Here is a 16,755-nt window from a genome sequence, read left to right on the forward strand (position 1 = left end):
CGAAGTTAAAAATATAATAGGAGTTAAAAAACATAATATGGGAAACTTTTTCATTCCTGTTGGCGTCTAAAAATGTAAAGAAGGTTCTGAAAAATTCCAGTGAGGCAGGTGTGATTTCATGGGGAATGAACGGATACGGCTGATTACAAGAGGCGACGATTGCGGAAGCAGCAAATCTGCAAATCGCGGAATATTGGAAGCATATAAGGAAGGTATTCTGAAAAATACATCAGTGATGGCGGTCTGCCCCGCGCTTGAGGATGCGGCGGAGCTTTTGGCTGGCGAACGGGAATTATGCTTCGGCCTGCATGCCGTGCTGAATGCGGAATGGGACCGGGTCCGGTGGGGTCCGGTGCTGACACCCGAAGAGGTGCCGACCCTTGTTGCTGCAGACGGCACCTTCTTCCAGACGACAAGGGAGCTGTGCGATCACGGGCCGCGGCTTGAGGAAATGATGGCCGAGATTCAGGCTCAGCTCAACAAAGTGAGGCGGGCAGGATTCAACGTCCGGTATGCGGATCTGCATATGGGTTTTGATTGGGTGAATGACGGTTTCCGGGAAGCCTTCGCGATGTGGTGCGGTGCGGAAGGGCTGATTAACGATTTGGAGCTGCACCGCAGGCTGCCCAAGGTCGATTCCGTGCCTGGCGATCCCGTTGATCAGCTGATTGCCAAGCTCGCAGCGGCGGAGCCGGGGAGCTATGTGCTGGTCGGTCATCCGGCGTATGACAATGAGGAGATGCGGACTCTCGGACATTTTGGATACGATGGAGAGACTGTAGCGCGTGAGCGGGAATGGGAAAGGCGAATATTCACCGATCCGCGGGTTCTCTCATTCTGTCAGCTCAATGGTATCGTGCCGGCCCGGTATGATGAAGTGCATGTACCATGATCGGAATGATAAGCAGGCTTCTGTTGTGGTTCAGTGCATAACAAAAATGGAAGGGGAGCATCGTGCTTCGGCAGCTGCTCTATTCAATTCGATCGGCAGAGAGACCGCCGAAATTTCTGATTCCCGGGAGCGTGGTTGTTCCAATGAAAAGATTAACTTTATCGATAGTGTTCTTGTCATTTTGGTGTCTGACGCTTAGTTTTCCCGTACATGCCGGCCAAGCCGCAGCAGAAGATGGAATCATACATACTTTAATTAGAGGGGATAAGTCGATTGGGGGCAAGCTCATAGCCGGTCATATGTATGCGGATTCATTGGGTTTGCAGAACTGTTTGCCTTTTCTCGTCAATTCCAGGGGAGTTTCGTGGAACCCGGATTTGAAGACAGTATCTTATGACAGTGATATCGGGGATGGAGAGGAGCATCTGAAATTCCAGTTGGGAAAGAATTATTTTACGGATCATGGAGAAAAGATCATGCTTGCTTCTGCAATCATTTCAATGAACGGGAAAATCTATATTCCTATCAAAGAGGTGGCCCAATATTATGGGCACAGCCTGAAATGGGATAATCGGAGCATGACCCTGACGATCACCCCGAATATTAAATATGATGTACCTCCCGAAACCGGTGAGGTTCAGTTTGAGCATTTTACCGTGCTCCGCGAATTTGAAACCGATCTGAACCTGGATGGAGTGAAGGATGAAGCAAGGATGGTCACGAATTATGATGAGAACAATCCGGATTATTTCACAGCTCCTGTCTATTTCGAATATCGAACGAATGCTCACGAGCCGTTTCACCGGATCGCTTTGGATGTTCCCCCCATCGATTTGACCAAAGATAATTTAAAGGTCCGGACTGGTGATCTGGATGCCGACAGCAGGATTGAAATCGGTTATTCCATTGACTATCCCCAGATGGAGCATACCGAAAGATGGCCTCATATTCTGCAGTACCGGGATGATCGATTTGTCGACAGCAATCTCGCCAAAGAATATGATTTGCTCCTGGCCAATTGGGATATTACCCCTACAGACACAGGCGATGCGCAATTAGCTTTATATGAAAAGAATGAGGTGTTCGACGACCACCCCGCCATTCATTATTATAGGCTTGGACAGGATGGTGAGCTTGAACGAAATTAGTTCGCGGCAAGAGCAGGGGGTATGAAGGGGAAAGGAGTAGGATCGCTATGTTTATCCGAATGACTATCCTCGTCGGCTTAATGATTTTGATTACCGCATGTTCTGCTTCAAACTATGATCGGGAATGGGAACCAAGCGGAACCTTCGAAGCCGGTGGATTGACCATGTACGGAAAAGAAAACCGGTTGGGATTTGTTCCTCGAGGCAATAGCGTTATATCAAAAGGCGGACACTTCACTATTTATTTTTGGGGAAAGCCGGAAGAAATAGCAGATACGTTCAAGTTGATGGGTGTGCACCAGAAGACGGGGGCGATAGAGACATTGTACTCCGACTGGGAGGTCACAAGGACAGAAAACAAGGTTGGAGCAGACGCGCAGGGCGGCGTCAAGTTCAATCTTGACCAGGACGGCACCAAAAAGGGAAAGTGGCGGCTTGAGGTATACATGGGTGATACTTATTTTGACAGTATTGTTGTAGAAGCCGCGTGATTTCACTCAAATAAACATGCAGGTGGTTACATCGCGGCAGACTCGCATCGTTCGAATGAATCAAAAAGCCATGTTTCTCTACTCATTGGTAGAAACATGGCTTTTAGCAATTGGCTGGCAGCCCGTCATCTAACTGAAATTGTTACAGTTCGGGCAAGAATCATTCACAACGTCTTGGTTCCCGGCTTCGTCATCACATGATCGCCGGGCTTTAACGGATCTAACGGCTGCTTGGGTTCGATCGGCACGGTTGAGGGCTCTGCGCTTTCATCCAGCGGGTCCCAAATCCGCAGCGCCGGGCGGAACGCCAGCAGCAAAGCGGCTGCAACGATCATAAGCATCCCGTTGGTCCTTATGACATACGAAGAGCCAACGAGTTGAGCGACAAATCCAACCGTTAATGAGGATATGGGCTGTGTGCCTACGGCAATCATGACCTGAAGGCTCAATACCCGGGCCCGCATGTTCGAAGGGGCCAATACCTGAATCAGCCCCTTAACCGTAGTCAATACGACAGGCTGGGCGAAAGCCGCGCAGAAGATGGCCAGCAAGGAGAAAGGCAGCCAGCTGGAAAGCGAAAACGCGCCGAACCAAAAGCCGGACCAGGCAATGATGGCTGCAAGCGCCAGTCCGGTCCGCCGCACCCGCTGCAGGATTGGCGTCAGCAGCAGCGCGCTGAAGAATGAGCCTGCTCCGAAAGCCCCCATCATCGTACCCAGCGTTTCCGGTCCGCCGCGCAGCAGATGATCAGCGATTTCCGGAAAAAGCTGCGTATTGACGAAGCCAAACAGGGTTGTCATCGCCGTGAACAGAATTAAATCCTGAATCCGCGGCTTCCTTCGGACGAAGCTGAGACCTTCCCGAAAATCCATCAGCGGATTGCTTGCGCTGATCTGCCGCTCTTGAGTGGCTTTTACCGAGAACAAGCTCGCAATCACCGCCACATAGCTAAGCCCATTCAGCCAGAAGGCCGGGGCTTCTCCGAAACCGCCTATCATCAAGCCTGCCACCGATGGCCCGATCATCCGCATGACCTGTTCCATAATCGCGTTGAGGGTAAATCCCTTGCGGACATGCTCAACACCGGACAGATCGCCGATGAAGGCTTGCTGGGAAGGGATATCCAGGGCGTTCACGCATCCGAGAATACCCGCGAGAATATAGACATGCCAGATACGCACCTCACCCGTATATACCAGCCCGCCCATGATAACAGCGAGGATCATAGCCAGTATATTGGTGTAAATCAGCAGTTTTCGGCGGTCGAGCCGGTCTGCCCATACACCGGAGAACGGGCCGAGCAGAAGGACGGGAAGCGTATTCAGCATGGCAACGATTCCAAGTGCGGCCGTTGAGCCGGTCAACCGCCACACCACCCAGGCCTGGGCAGTGCCCTGCATCCAGTTTCCGAGCATCGATACGCCCTGACCGCCCAAATAGATCCGGAAATTTCGGCTGCGTAAGGGAGATAGAGTATCCATCAGAGAACGAAACAATTTGTCACCTCAGTATCCCATGTAATGGTATTGAAATCGCGCATTCATTTTGTCTATCGTCATCATAACATCATTGATGTCCACTGAGAATAAAGCTTAAGGCGCACGAAGGATTCGCCATCGCCGAACTATCACTGTTTTTTTTAAGTTTATCACTGTTTTTTCTATTTTGAGGCTCCCGTTGAAAATCTATAATGGAAACAAATCTCCTCGATTGTGGCGGTTAAATTTTTTGATAAGGGGTGAAAGCGGTTTCTTGAAGTTTGTAACCTGTTATAATCGTCTTCTCATCTATGCTTCGAAATTGAAGGGAGTATTTTGCAACCGCTTTATTGCAGGTATTCAATTAAAAAGATGGGCAGGTGATCGCTATGGTTTCAAGGAAATTCTCCTTCATCAAGAAAACGCTGACGACAGCTTTGGGGGCATCATTGATTTTGTGCAGCATCTCCGGCATTGCGGCAGCCAGTACACAAGTCAGCCAATCATCAGTCAAAAACGGGTATCAGCTGGAGTATCTGGATCGCGGACTGACAGCTGCCAAAGTATCCAATGGCGTGTTTTTGAGCTGGAGGCTGCTGGGCCACGAGGTAACGGGATATTCGGACAAGGGTCTGACAGGGACGAACTTCAACGTCTACCGGAGCGGTGAGAAGATCGCCACTGTCACAGACAGCACGAACTATCTGGATGCTGCCGGAACGGCGGCAAGCGAGTATTCTGTCGTTGCCGTCGTTGATGGCGAAGAGACGGATGCGAGCGGTATCGTAAAGCCGTGGGCAAGCAATTATCTGGATGTTCCGCTTAAAGTTCCGGCACCCGGCACGACGCCGAAAGGCGAAAACTATACGTATTCGGCAAATGATACAAGCGTTGGCGACGTTGACGGCGACGGCCAATACGAGCTTTTCGTCAAATGGGACCCCTCGAACTCGAAGGACGTCTCCCAAAAAGGCTACACGGGAAAGACATACATCGATTGTTATACGCTGGAAGGCAAGCTGCTCTACAGAATTGACCTTGGCGTCAATATTCGGGCAGGTGCCCATTACACCCAATTCAACGTCTATGACTTTGATGGCGACGGCAAAGCGGAAATTATGTTCAAGACAGCTCCCGGCACAAAAGTCATCAAATATGACGATGCGGGCAATGTCGCTTCGGAGAAATACATTACCATGCTGCCGGAAGATATCGCTGCCGGCTACAGCAATACGGACGACTACCGCTACAGCGCAGCTGACTACTACGACCATCTTGTCCGGATGTTCCAGGATTACCAGAACCATCCGGAGGTTGTCGCAGGCCACTGGCCGGCAACCATTGAAGAGGCATTCCGCCCGTTGGAAGCGCTCTTCACCGGCAGCCAGGCGCTGCCTCCTATGCCAATCCATCCATATCCGTTGTCAGTTGAAGATGCGCGGACCCTGGCGGATTATTATATCGATGTTCTTGCCCCTAAACGGAGTGCGAACAATCAATTGCGGACATTCGATGGCTTCATCCTGACAGGACCGGAATATTTGTCCGTCTTCAATGGCGCAACCGGCGATGAAATGGAGACCATCCGGTTCAAGACGGGACGCACGGACGACGGTCTCATGTGGGGAGACTATGCGCTTGGCAGAGTTGAACCAGGCAATCGCGTGGACCGTTTCATGAGCGGCATTGCGTTCCTGGATGGCAAAAAACCTTATTCTATTATGGTAAGAGGCGTATACACCAGAGTGACCATGGTTGCTTACAGCTGGAATGGCCAGCATCTGGAGGAGTATTGGAATGTCGACAGCGGCTGGGTGCCAATGACGAATCCATTCTTCGATACTCCGCATGGCAGACCGGGCACGAATCCCGGCTATGAAGGCTTGACGACGCAGGGCGGTCACTCCATGAGCGTTGCGGATGTAGATTTCGATGGCAAGCAGGAAATCATCTACGCCGCTTCGACCATTGATGACGACGGTACGGTCATGTACAATTCATCAGGCGCTATGCCTCCAGCAAGCGAGGCGCCGGGCGAGATTCGCAGAATTGGACATGGCGATATGCTGCATGTCGCGGATATCGATCCGGATCGTGCGGGACTCGAGATTTTCATGGTGCATGAGGGGGCAACGAGCGTGCCTTATGGCTATACCATGCGCGATGCCCGGACCGGTGAAGTTATTTATGGCGCTTATACGGGCAGAGACACGGGCCGCGGCATGATCGGCGACGTTAATCCCGATGTCAGAGGCTTGGAAACGTGGGCGGTATCATTATTGAGCGCGACTGGCGCACCCGTGAGCGGGGGGATGCCAGGAACGAACATGAGCATTAAATGGAATGCGGATATGACAACGCAGCTCATTGACGGCTCAGGGAACTCGACACCGACCATCCAGCAGCGTTATCCATCCGTCTCCACCGTATTGACAGCAGCAGGCACGAGAACGAACAACTCGACCAAAGGCAATCCAAACCTCGTTGCCGATATTTTCGGCGATTGGAGAGAGGAGCTGCTTGTCAGAACGGCGGACAGCTCTGCTCTGAGGATCTATATGAGCACAAGCGTAACCGATCACAAGCTTCATACGCTGATGCATGACGCTCAATACAGACTGCAGGTTGCCGGGCAGCAAACCGTCTATAACCAGGCGGATTACACCAGCTACTATTTTGCAGGCGATACGGATTTCTCCAAAGTCAAGGTACTCGATTTCTGGACCCCGGTGGTGAATGAAGTGTCCAGCGGCGGTGTGCTGAACGGTGTTGACGCTGCCGTGGCGGGCCAGCCATTCGATATTACGTTCAGTTTAAATAACGTCCAGGATGAGGTTGTCGCGCAGGATATCACCATTGCCTATGATTCAGATAAGCTGGAGGTTACTGCGCCGCCGGTTTCGCTGGACGAGCAGAAGGTTGTCATAGCCGGTTATGATGATAAGCCTGGATCACTCCGGATATTAGCTGTTCATCTTGGCGATAAACAAACGAATCCGAACGGTGATTTGATCAAGCTGAGCTTCAAAGCCAGGCAAACAGCGGGTGCGGGAATGACCAGCATTGCTGTCAGCAAGCTGATCAACTCGAACAGCTCGGGCGAAGAGTCCATACGCAGCGGATCCTCTCACGAGGTTCAAATTACTGTGATTGACAAGTCGGCGCTGACCACTCTCATTGCGGAAGCGCAAAATGTGAAGGACAATGCGGTAGAAGGCAGCATGGCCGGTCAATATCCTGCAGGCTCCAAAGCAACCTTGCAGGCCGCGATTGACAAGGCAGCGCAAGTTGCTGCTGACGCCGCATCGACGCAAACGCAGATTGAGCAGGCTGTGAGTAAGCTTAGCGAAGCTCTGCAAGCCTTCAAGGCAAGCGTTATCGTCGCAGCCCCTGGCGATTACAACAATGACGCTCAAGTGAGCATCGGCGACCTGGCTATTATGGCCAAGGCTTATGGTGCGACATCGGCTGACGCCAATTGGAATCAAGTGAAGCACCTTGATATGAATCATGACGGCGTGATCGATATCGCCGACCTGGTCGCACTCGCTGTGCTTATCTTTAACTGGAAATAAGCCGGGGAATAGGCCTGGCCGGGAGAGGAAGCCGCTTCTCTCCTCCCGGCTGCTTCCTGAAAGGACTGCTGCATGATAAATCGAAGATGGATTCATTTCAGTTTGATACTTCTACTGGGTCTTCCTATGTTTCCATTCACAGCTGCAGGCGCGGGCAAGCCTTCTTTTGCATTGTCATTGAACCAATCTACGATGGAAACCGGTGAGGAAGTGCTGGTTACGGTGAAAGGCGAACAGCTCGAGGATTTGTTCGGTTATGAAATTCGTCTGACCTATGATCCCGGTCGCATCCGGTTCAAGAGCGCTTCTGCCCTTTGGCCAGGCTTTTCTGTCCCGGATTCGGATGATGATGGCGAGGTCATTTTCGCGCACACGAAGCTCGGCAAATCACAAGGTGAGAAAGGCGCCGCCGATATTGCCTCATTCTCATTCGAAGCCAAAGGCGCGGGTGACGCAGCTATCACCCTGACAAGAATCAAGCTCGTCGATTCGCAGGTCCAATCTGTCGTAGAGACACCGCAGGCCAGAGCCGTGCTGCATATCACATCTGCACAGACCAGGTCCTTCAGCGACCTTGACGGCCATTGGGCAAAGTCAGCCGTAGAGGAGGCAGCCGGTATCGGCTTTATCAATGGCTATCCGGACAATACCTTCCGTCCTGACGCCAGGATCAACAGAGCGGAATTTGCCGCCATGCTGGCGCGTGCTGTTCCGTTGTCTGCCGAAGGGGAGACGATGTTGAGTTATGCCGATGCCGATCAAATTCCTGAATGGGCAGCACCGCATATTGCGGCTGCAACGGCTTCAGGCATCCTTATCGGTTATTCGGATCGCACGTTCCGTTGGAACAGCAGCATTACCCGGGCAGAGATGACGGTTATGATCGCTCGAACCGCGCATCTCGAGTTATCAGAAGACACACCGGCGGGCTTTGCCGATGACAGTGAAATTCCTGCATGGGCTTACCGGGAAGTGTCTACTGCCAAGGCTAGCGGCTTGATTCAAGGCAAGAATAACAATCTGTTTGATTCCTCCTGCAGCGCTACACGTGCTGAAGCCGTGACGATTATCTTGAATCTGCTGCATAAGTCGGAAGGGTAGCTGTTTGACTAATTCGCGGGGGATAGTCGAAGATAATAAATGGCAGGCCGCTTGCACGATGGTATTCATCGTGCAAGCGGCCTTTTTTCGGCAGATCGGAAACAAAGTATGGGGATGTTCAGGTAAAATGAGCGCGGCGAATGAAAGCAATGGCCGCCGCGGCGACAGGCCCGAGCTGCTTGAAGAAGCGGCAGTTGTGATCGCTATCACGGAATCAGGATCGTGACAGTCGTTCCTTCCCCCAGGCTGGATTGCAGGGTGACGCCATATTCCCTGCCGTAATACAGCTTCAAGCGGTCGTCCACATTGTTGATGCCGACGCCGCCCAATTTGGGCAGGGAAGACGACGTTCCGATGCCCGCAGCCTCTTTGCGCGAGTCCGGATCGAAGCCGACTCCGTCATCCTTCACAACGAATATTACATTCCCGTCAGCAGTGCTGCCGCATGTAATTTGCAGGAAGCCGGGGCCATCTTTTTCCCGGATGCCATGATAAATCGCATTTTCGACGAGAGGCTGCAAAATGATTTTCGGAATTACCTTTGCGGATAATGCCGGGTCAAAATGAATATCGTAATGAAGCTTTTCGCCATACCGTTCCTTCTGGATAAATAAATATTGGGCGACATGGTTCATTTCATTTTCAATCGTAGTCATTTCACTTCCGCCGCTCAACGACAATTGAAAAAATTTGGCCAGCGCTTTGGTCGTCGAAATCACGCGCTCGCTCTCGTTGAATTCCGCCATCCAGACAATCGTGTCCAATGTGTTATACAAAAAATGCGGATTGATCTGGCTGTGCAGCACGCTGAGCTCGTATGCATGCAGCGCCTTTTCCTTCGTTTCGATCTCCTGCATCAATCGCCGGATCTCCGACACCATCGTGTTGAAATGCTGCGCAAGCCCCTGGACCTCCGTCACTCCGGTCTCCGGTACGCTCACCTCCAGCGTGCCCGTCTCCACCTTCTGCATGGCCTGCTCCAGACGGTGGATCGGACGGGTAATGCTCTTCGCGATGAAGGGGGATACCACGATTATAAGCAGCAGCAGTCCCAGCCCGACAATGGCGAACGAACGCAGCAGCTGGTTGCGGACCTGCTGCAGGCCGTCCAGGGAACTGACGCCGACCAGCGTCCAGTCGGAATTTTGCAGCTTCGTTTTGTATACGAGCAAATTTTGCGTCTGGTCAAAGCCCTGCTCCGACATGCTGATCTTCCTTAGCTGCTCCTGCTTGTTCTGATCGGTGAAATAAGCGGGATCCTTGTGATAAACAATCTCGCCTTTACTATTGATAATAAAAGCAAAACCTTTGCTTCCAAGCTTCAAATCGTTCAAATAATCCTCGATGCCTTTATATTCGATGTCCAGAAGGACAACGCCGAGATTGCGGTTGTCCGCATCTTTAATTTCCTGGCTCATCGAGATGACCCAATTATTCTTGTCCATCGAAAATTTCTGCATCCGGGCAGAGGTGAGCGCGGGGTTCGTGCTGTTGATCGCCGCGACGTACCAAGGCTCGTTCATCATATCGGAAGAACGCCGCATATTCAGCTTTTTCTCATTGGACAGCACATACCCATCCTTGCCGATGACCACGACGGACTTGATATAGGAATCGGACAGCAGCACATTATTGATAAACTGCAGCTCGTCCTTCTCTCCGGCTTTCGTTTGCGAAGAGAGGGTCTGGATCGTTTGGGGACTGCGGGCAAGCAGGGTGGAGAGCACCTTCAGCCGGTCGATATACATTTCAACCAAAGTGCCGCTTTTTGAAATTGCCATATTGGATGATTGAATGGAATCATTCAGCACCACCCGGGAGATGCCAAAGTACAGAACGGCCCCGATGATTCCGATCGTCACGAAACTGATCAGCATATAGATCCAGGATATTCTAAACTGGAGGGAGCGGGGAAATCGCTTCACGAGTGTTTGGTCCTTTCCCGGTATTGCAGGGGAGAGAGCCCGAATTTCTTCTTGAAGGCGGCGCTGAAATAATTCGGGTTGTCGAAGCCTACGGCCGATGAGATTTCATACACTTTCAAGTCGGATATAAGCAGCTGCAGCTTGGAGCGCTCCAGACGGGCAGCCAGCAGGTAATCCTGAAAAGACACATTAAACAGCCTTTTGAACAGGACGCTCATGTACCCGGAGCTAAATCCTTTCTGACCGGCCAGCATGGCCAGCGAGAAATCCGGATTGGCTACATTATCCTCGACGATTTGGGCGATGGATGCTTTGCTGTCGGATTCGTCCGTCATTTGCAGCGTCGTTTTATACTCGGTGACCAGATGCTGCAGCTCGGATTGCTGCTGCTCGTTCTGGAGCTTTGCCACCAATTTGCGCAGCACCTCGTATACGTCGCTTTTGGATACCGGTTTCAGCACATAGTCATCAATGCCGATTTTCAAGGCGGCAACCGCGTAATCGTAATAATCATAACCCGTAATGACGGCGATTTTGACATTGGGCTTCAGTTCCTTGGCTTTTCTGGCAAAATCCAATCCGTTCATCTTGGGAATGTTAATATCCAGCAGTACGATGTCGGGACGGTGGGCGAGAAAGAGCATAAGCCCTTTCTCGCCATTATCCGCTTCCATGATTTCCGTTATGCTGAACGTCTCGAACGGCACGAGCCGTTTGATTCCATTCCTGACCAGTTCCTCGTCCTCCACGATCAGCAGCTTATACATCGGCTTTAGACTCCTTGAATTTTATTCGACTTCCGATTGCAAATATCCGTAGCCTTCTTTTTGCATATCGTCGAGCGGCACAAACCGGATGGAGGCGCTGTTGATGCAAAATCTTTTCCCGCCCGTCTCCTTTGGCCCATCATCGAACACATGGCCCAGATGAATATCGCCTACGCGGCTCCTGGCTTCCGTGCGGACCATATTGAAGCTCGTATCTTCATCATATGTTACCACATCCGGATCGATTGGCTTCGTGAAGCTGGGCCATCCGCAGCCCGCATCATACTTGTCGCGGCTGGAGAACAGCGGCTCGCCCGTTGCGACATCGACGTAGATTCCGGGATCGAATGTATCCCAGTATTCGTTGGAGTAGGCAGTCTCCGTATCCTCGAGAACCGCGACCTTGTACTGGATATCCGTCAGTTTTGTTTTCAGTACTTCGTCGCTTGGACGGGAATATAGAGAAGGATCGACTTTTACCGGTTCATCCAGAATGCTGAGGTCGACATGGCAGTAGCCGTCCGGGTTTTTCTCCAGATAATCCTGATGGTAGTCTTCAGCCAAATAGTAATTCGTTAACGGCAGCACTTCGGTGACGATTTTTTTATCGTATTTTTTCTGTTCCTTGGCTACGACTGCGTTGATGACGGATGCGTCGGCGTCATTGACATAGTAGATTCCCGAGCGGTAATTGATGCCTGCGTCGTTCCCCTGTTTGTTCACGCTTGTCGGGTTGATGACTTTGAAGAAATCGGTCAACAGGTCGGGCAACTGAATGCGTTTGGGATCATATTTTACTTCTACCGTTTCGGCAAACCCGCGGTCACCGCGAACCACATCTTCATAGGTCGGGTTCTCGCCTGTTCCGTTAGCATATCCCGAGGTTGCGTCCTGTACGCCAATAATGCGGGAAATGTAAGCTTCGATACCCCAGAAGCAGCCTCCCGCCAAATAGATGGTTTGCAGGTCGCTTTGGGAGTAATCGATCTTGTCATTCGGGTTTGCGGATCTGGTCGTTGTTGGTCCTGTCTCCGCAGCAGACGCGGTTGTAATGGAAGAATCCGCAGCCCCCGCCGCTTGCGAGGCGGATAGGCTGATCAATTCCTTCGGACTGCCGCAGGCTGTAACAAACAGAAACATCAGCAGTGAGACTGCACATAAAAGTCGTTTCAAGTTATTCCCTCCCTTTGAATTTGGATAAGTCTTTAAGCGACACGCTAGGAAATCGCTTTAAATGTACTGGTGATGATGTCATTGGAATTTTGACCCGGTGCTGTTTTGACGAGAACGCCGTCTGAGCCGATATAGAGTGAAGTGGGATATCCTCGTATCCCGAACTTCTGGGCCCATTTTCCGCCTTCATCCAGCAGCACGGTAATGTTCCTGCCCGTTTCCTCAGCCTGAAGCCCCTTGAACCACTGCGAAAAATCCTCCGTGGACTGTTCGCCTTTAAAATTAGGGCTGACGATCGTGATCACCTTGAAATCATTGCTCTGACCGGCCAAGGTGTTCAATTCGTCCATCCCGGCCAGACAAATCGGACACCAGGAAGCCCAATACTTCACATACACCTTTTGCCCGGCAAGGCTGGCCAATGTAACCTCGTTCCCGTCCAGATCCTTGAGATCGAACAACGGGGCTGCAGGTCCTTTGTTCACTACCGTCTGCGCTGCTTGTGCCGTCTGCGCATTCGGCGCGCTGTCCTTATTCCCGCAAGCGGCAAGGATCAGCAGCATGGAGAGCAGGCCAATGACGGCCGCCGGCCATTTTCCTTTACTCATGGGTAAAACCTCCTTCTGTTTGTGCGTACAGCCATTAAAACATCGTTGTAATCATGTTCAATTTATTCGTCATAAGCAGAACCCCCATCACAATAAGCAGGATGCCGGAAACCACTTTTAACATCGGCATATGCTTATTGAGCGATCTCAGCCTTCCTATCAGCAGATCTGAGAAGACTGATAGGACCAGGAATGGAATCGCCAAACCAAGCGCATAAATGAGCATATAACCTCCGCCCAGGGCGGACGAGCCTTCGCTGGCAGAAAGGCTGAGCACAGCCGCGAGTATCGGACCGATGCACGGCGTCCAGCCGAAGCTGAATGTGAACCCAAGCAGAAAGGAGGCGGCAAAGCCCTTTTTCCCACTTCGCCCGAGCGTCAGTTTCTTCTCGCGCTGCATGAAAAGCAGCTTGATAACACCCGTTTGAAAGATCCCGAAGACAATGACAATGATTCCGCAGATGACGATAAACCAGGAAGTATTAATGATGCTTCCGAGCGCCCCTGCGCCGAAACCAAGCAGCACAAAAACAAACGATATTCCGAGAATAAAAAACAGCGTGTTTCCGATCAGGAGGGGATGAATCCGCAGCTTTCCCCATTTGACCTCATTCATATCGTTTCCCGGGACAGCGCCTCCGAGCTGGGCGATATAAACAGGCAATAACGGCAAAATGCACGGTGAGAAAAAGGAAAGCAGACCTGCAATAAACACGCTTCCAATGAATACCTGCTCCGTCAACACGGCAACGACCTCCTTGCTGCTTCCAGTTTACGACTTTTCCAGCATGATTGGTATGTGCTCTGATAATCAGTTTCTGTGAAATGATGATGTCGTGATGTCATGAAAGTCACTTAATTGACAATAATAGATCTTAGAATGCAGGATAAACGACCTTAGTAAGGTTTATAATTTTAGAGTATTTGATAGAAGGAAATAACCAGGGAGGGGAAAACTATGAGCGCATCAAAACAAGACGAAACGCTTCTCTGGACACCCGGGGAACCGCAAAATTATCCGGAGAGCCCGCTGTCAAAGGCTTTCGCCCAACCGCTGATGCTGGGGCTTTTTCTGCCGCTCCAAACCGGAGGTTGGTCGCAGTCGACGCTGCCACGGGGAACCGATTGGTCATTTGACTATAATGCCAGATTGACGCAGCAGGCAGAGGAGCTGGGGTTTGACGTGGTTTTCGGTCTTTCTCAGTGGCTTCCGAAGGGCGGCTTCGGCGGTGAAACCGGATACCGGGAGAATTTTCTTGATCCTTTCGTGTCAACGGTCGCGCTTGCAGCCGTAACGAAGCGGATTCTTCTTCTGGGTACGATTCATATTCTCTACGGTCCATGGCATCCGATGCACCTGGCCCGTTTTTTGGCAACAGCGGATCATATCTCGCAGGGTCGTTTTGGCGCAAACATCGTGACAGGCTACGCAGAGAATGAGCCGCGCATGTTTGGGTCGACCAAGGCCGATCACGATAAACGCTATGTACAGTCGGCCGAGTTCATCCGAATCTGCAACGCCCTTTGGGCCGGTACCGACAACCTGACCTACCAGGGGGAATTTTATTCTCTCGAAGAGGCTTACGTTTCGCCCCGGCCGCGTTATGGCCGGCCTGTTCTGGCTTCAGCATCGGGTTCGCCTGCAGGCTTCGGCTACGCGGCCAAGTATTCCGATATCGCGTTCATCTCGAGTCCAGCAGGGGAAAAGCTCGCGGATGCGCTGCCGAAGCTTCCCGCTCATGTCTCAGCTGTCAAGAACGCCGCCGCCGCCGAAAACCGTCAGGTGCGCGTCATCATCAATCCGACCATCATTGTGCGTCCGACAAGCGAAGAGGCCTTCGCATACTACCATGCGATCATGGATCATGCCGATTTTGGCTCAATCCGCAATTTCTCTGCCCGCCATGCCGCCGGCGACAGCCAATCATGGCTGGAGCACTCGGACAAAGGCCGCGCGGTCGGCGGTCATCTCCATATTGTAGGCTCACCTGCCGAGGTCGTGGAGCAGCTGAAGCAGCTGCACGCGACCGGCGTCGACGGTATTCAGATCACGTTCTATGACTATGAACCGGAGCTGGCCTATTTTGGCGAGAGCGTCATTCCACTATTGGAACAGGCGGGACTCCGGCTGCCTCAAGAACAACTGTAATTTAGCGCTGACCGACATGAAACAAAGGACAAGTATATACCCGAACAGCCGTCACGCAACGCTGGACCGCAATCATCACCCAAGTGCGCGGTTCGAAAAAAAGTATTCTCCAAAGCCGCATAGCTGCGGCTTTTTTCTTTATAAGAAAGGCCGGCTATAGTCCAGGCGCAGCTGCACCTCCAAACACAGCAATCCATAAGAAATCCCGCCTGATGCGGTTTGCTATAATAAGAACGAACATAACAATAATTGGATGGAAGGATGATGGAGAATGGCAACGCTTAAACCTTTCCTGATTTCGGAGGACTCCAGAGCTCAAGCGGATTTCTATGTTGGAGCGCTTGGAGGGACAATCAATTCTGTCATGACGCATGCACAGGCTCCGGAGCCTAATGATGCGATTAAAGACAAAGTCATGCATTTATGCCTGGAGGCCGCAGGGGTAACGATCTTCATGGCCGATTCCCTCGGTCCTCTTACGCACGGGAACGGCATCAGCCTGAACCTGGAGTTCGAATCCGCGGCAGAAGGCCGGGAAGCGTTCGATAACCTGGCGGCAGGCGGCAAAGTAATTGATCCGCTCGAGCCGGTATTCTGGGGCGGCATGTACGGGCAGCTGGAAGATAAATACGGCGTCTATTGGATGATCAGCTGCGGAAGCTGAAGAAGGCGCAGCCCGACCGGAGCTGTGTGACTTAAATGAGGAAGAGTAGGGCTGGCGCAGCCCTGCTTTTTTTGCGTTTTATACTATATACAGATTTCTTCCCGATTCCTATTCAAGTTCCCGATACTATGTCTTGACTTGTACTGCTTCGTATCGGTATGATAAACAGAGTTGAATGCAGTTACACAGGAGATAAATAATATGATGGATTTAGGAAATAAAATCAAGAAATTGCGGATCGAGCAAAACCGGAGTCTAAGCGATATAGCCGCTGTTTGCGGATTCTCAAAAAGCCTGCTGTCTAAAATAGAAAACGGCAAGACCGTTCCCCCGATCTCCACATTGATCAAGATTGCTGATGCGCTGGGTACGAAGGTATCCATCCTGCTCGATGATCATCAGCAGTCGGGAACGATTTATACAACCAAAGAAACGAGTGAATCCAGATTAGTCAAGACAGATAAAGGCTACTCCTTTTTCACCTTTGCCGTTGAGCGCAGCGAGAAGCTGATGCAGCCGTTTCTTTTTGTATCCAGAAAAGAAGAAAGCGACAACAGAAATATATACAGCCATAACGGGGAAGAGTTTATCTATATTCTGGAAGGCGAAATGCGCTACAAAGTAGGAAATGTGGAATACACCCTGAAGCCGGGGGACAGTTTGTACTTCGATTCCATTGAAAAGCATAAATTAACCTCGATCACAAATGAAGTAAAATACATTGCTGTATTCACCCAATCAAAGCTGAACGAAGGATAGAATCCGCAGTGAACAGTCGACTTCA

15 protein-coding genes and 1 pseudogene are annotated in these 16,755 nt (G+C 51.2%); 10 read left to right on the top strand and 6 right to left on the bottom strand.

The features are described 5' to 3' along the window. The first annotated feature begins 118 nt into the window (after positions 1-118). The 3 genes from ACFOLF_RS34425 (at position 119) to ACFOLF_RS34435 (ending at position 2,531) form a co-directional block, all read left to right on the top strand. Positions 119-892, top strand: a complete 774-nt coding sequence (locus tag ACFOLF_RS34425; RefSeq protein ID WP_210045394.1) for a ChbG/HpnK family deacetylase — start codon at positions 119-121, stop codon at positions 890-892. A gap of 143 nt (positions 893-1,035) precedes the next feature. Further along, a complete protein-coding gene (locus ACFOLF_RS34430) occupies positions 1,036-2,040 on the top strand; it encodes a stalk domain-containing protein (protein ID WP_210045393.1) in 1,005 nt (334 codons plus the stop codon). 47 nt (positions 2,041-2,087) lie between these two features. Further along, on the top strand, positions 2,088-2,531 hold the full coding sequence (locus ACFOLF_RS34435; protein ID WP_210045392.1) for a hypothetical protein: 444 nt from the start codon (positions 2,088-2,090) through the stop codon (positions 2,529-2,531). A 164-nt stretch (positions 2,532-2,695) separates the two neighbouring features. On the opposite strand, the gene ACFOLF_RS34440 is transcribed toward ACFOLF_RS34435, so the two are convergent. Continuing rightward, entirely contained in the window at positions 2,696-4,027 is a 1,332-nt protein-coding gene (locus ACFOLF_RS34440) for an MFS transporter (protein ID WP_210045391.1), read from the bottom strand. 371 nt (positions 4,028-4,398) lie between these two features. On the opposite strand from ACFOLF_RS34440, the pseudogene ACFOLF_RS34445 reads away from it, so the two are divergent. The 4 genes and pseudogenes from ACFOLF_RS34445 to ACFOLF_RS34460 form a co-directional block, all read left to right on the top strand. Further along, positions 4,399-7,116: pseudogene (locus ACFOLF_RS34445) on the top strand (rhamnogalacturonan lyase family protein); the annotation flags it as partial. A 39-nt stretch (positions 7,117-7,155) separates the two neighbouring features. Then, the gene (locus ACFOLF_RS34450) at positions 7,156-7,584 is read left to right on the top strand and encodes a dockerin type I domain-containing protein (RefSeq protein WP_379113459.1); all 429 of its coding nucleotides are present in this window, start codon (positions 7,156-7,158) and stop codon (positions 7,582-7,584) included. Positions 7,585-7,656: 72 nt separating this feature from the next. Next, on the top strand, positions 7,657-8,685 hold the full coding sequence (locus ACFOLF_RS34455) for an S-layer homology domain-containing protein (RefSeq protein WP_210045389.1): 1,029 nt from the start codon (positions 7,657-7,659) through the stop codon (positions 8,683-8,685). 4 nt (positions 8,686-8,689) lie between these two features. Continuing rightward, positions 8,690-8,911 (top strand): hypothetical protein, encoded by a 222-nt coding sequence (locus ACFOLF_RS34460; RefSeq protein ID WP_210045388.1) that lies wholly within the window; start codon positions 8,690-8,692, stop codon positions 8,909-8,911. Here ACFOLF_RS34460 and ACFOLF_RS34465 read toward each other — a convergent pair. Genes ACFOLF_RS34465 through ACFOLF_RS34485 form a run of 5 tightly spaced genes read right to left on the bottom strand, consistent with a single transcriptional unit; the run spans position 8,892 to position 13,903 of the window. Then, complete coding sequence (locus tag ACFOLF_RS34465) at positions 8,892-10,610, bottom strand: cache domain-containing protein (RefSeq protein ID WP_210045387.1); 1,719 nt, start codon at positions 10,608-10,610, stop codon at positions 8,892-8,894. The genes ACFOLF_RS34460 and ACFOLF_RS34465 overlap by 20 nt on opposite strands. Then, the gene (locus ACFOLF_RS34470) at positions 10,607-11,377 is read right to left on the bottom strand and encodes a response regulator transcription factor (protein WP_210045386.1); all 771 of its coding nucleotides are present in this window, start codon (positions 11,375-11,377) and stop codon (positions 10,607-10,609) included. The genes ACFOLF_RS34465 and ACFOLF_RS34470 overlap by 4 nt, the downstream gene beginning before the upstream one ends. Before the next feature lie 21 nt (positions 11,378-11,398). Further along, the gene (gene msrB, locus ACFOLF_RS34475; RefSeq protein ID WP_379113428.1) at positions 11,399-12,550 is read right to left on the bottom strand and encodes a peptide-methionine (R)-S-oxide reductase MsrB; all 1,152 of its coding nucleotides are present in this window, start codon (positions 12,548-12,550) and stop codon (positions 11,399-11,401) included. Positions 12,551-12,594: 44 nt separating this feature from the next. Beyond that, positions 12,595-13,158: a TlpA family protein disulfide reductase gene (locus ACFOLF_RS34480; RefSeq protein ID WP_379113430.1), complete on the bottom strand. Its 564-nt coding sequence runs from the start codon at positions 13,156-13,158 to the stop codon at positions 12,595-12,597. Between the two features lie 34 nt (positions 13,159-13,192). After that, on the bottom strand, positions 13,193-13,903 hold the full coding sequence (locus ACFOLF_RS34485) for a cytochrome c biogenesis CcdA family protein (protein WP_210045385.1): 711 nt from the start codon (positions 13,901-13,903) through the stop codon (positions 13,193-13,195). A gap of 213 nt (positions 13,904-14,116) precedes the next feature. Between ACFOLF_RS34485 and ACFOLF_RS34490 the strand changes: the two genes are divergently transcribed. The 3 genes from ACFOLF_RS34490 to ACFOLF_RS34500 all read left to right on the top strand — a co-directional run bounded on the left by ACFOLF_RS34490 (position 14,117) and on the right by ACFOLF_RS34500 (position 16,730). After that, complete coding sequence (locus tag ACFOLF_RS34490; RefSeq protein ID WP_210045384.1) at positions 14,117-15,307, top strand: LLM class flavin-dependent oxidoreductase; 1,191 nt, start codon at positions 14,117-14,119, stop codon at positions 15,305-15,307. A 271-nt stretch (positions 15,308-15,578) separates the two neighbouring features. Further along, positions 15,579-15,971, top strand: coding sequence for a VOC family protein (locus tag ACFOLF_RS34495; protein ID WP_210045383.1), 393 nt, complete (start codon positions 15,579-15,581; stop codon positions 15,969-15,971). Between the two features lie 201 nt (positions 15,972-16,172). Then, entirely contained in the window at positions 16,173-16,730 is a 558-nt protein-coding gene (locus ACFOLF_RS34500; protein ID WP_379113432.1) for a helix-turn-helix domain-containing protein, read from the top strand. Positions 16,731-16,755: the final 25 nt, after the last annotated feature.

The sequence above is a fragment of the Paenibacillus sepulcri genome (assembly GCF_042647105.1).
GTDB classification, from domain to species: Bacteria; Bacillota; Bacilli; order Paenibacillales; family Paenibacillaceae; genus Paenibacillus_Z; species Paenibacillus_Z sepulcri.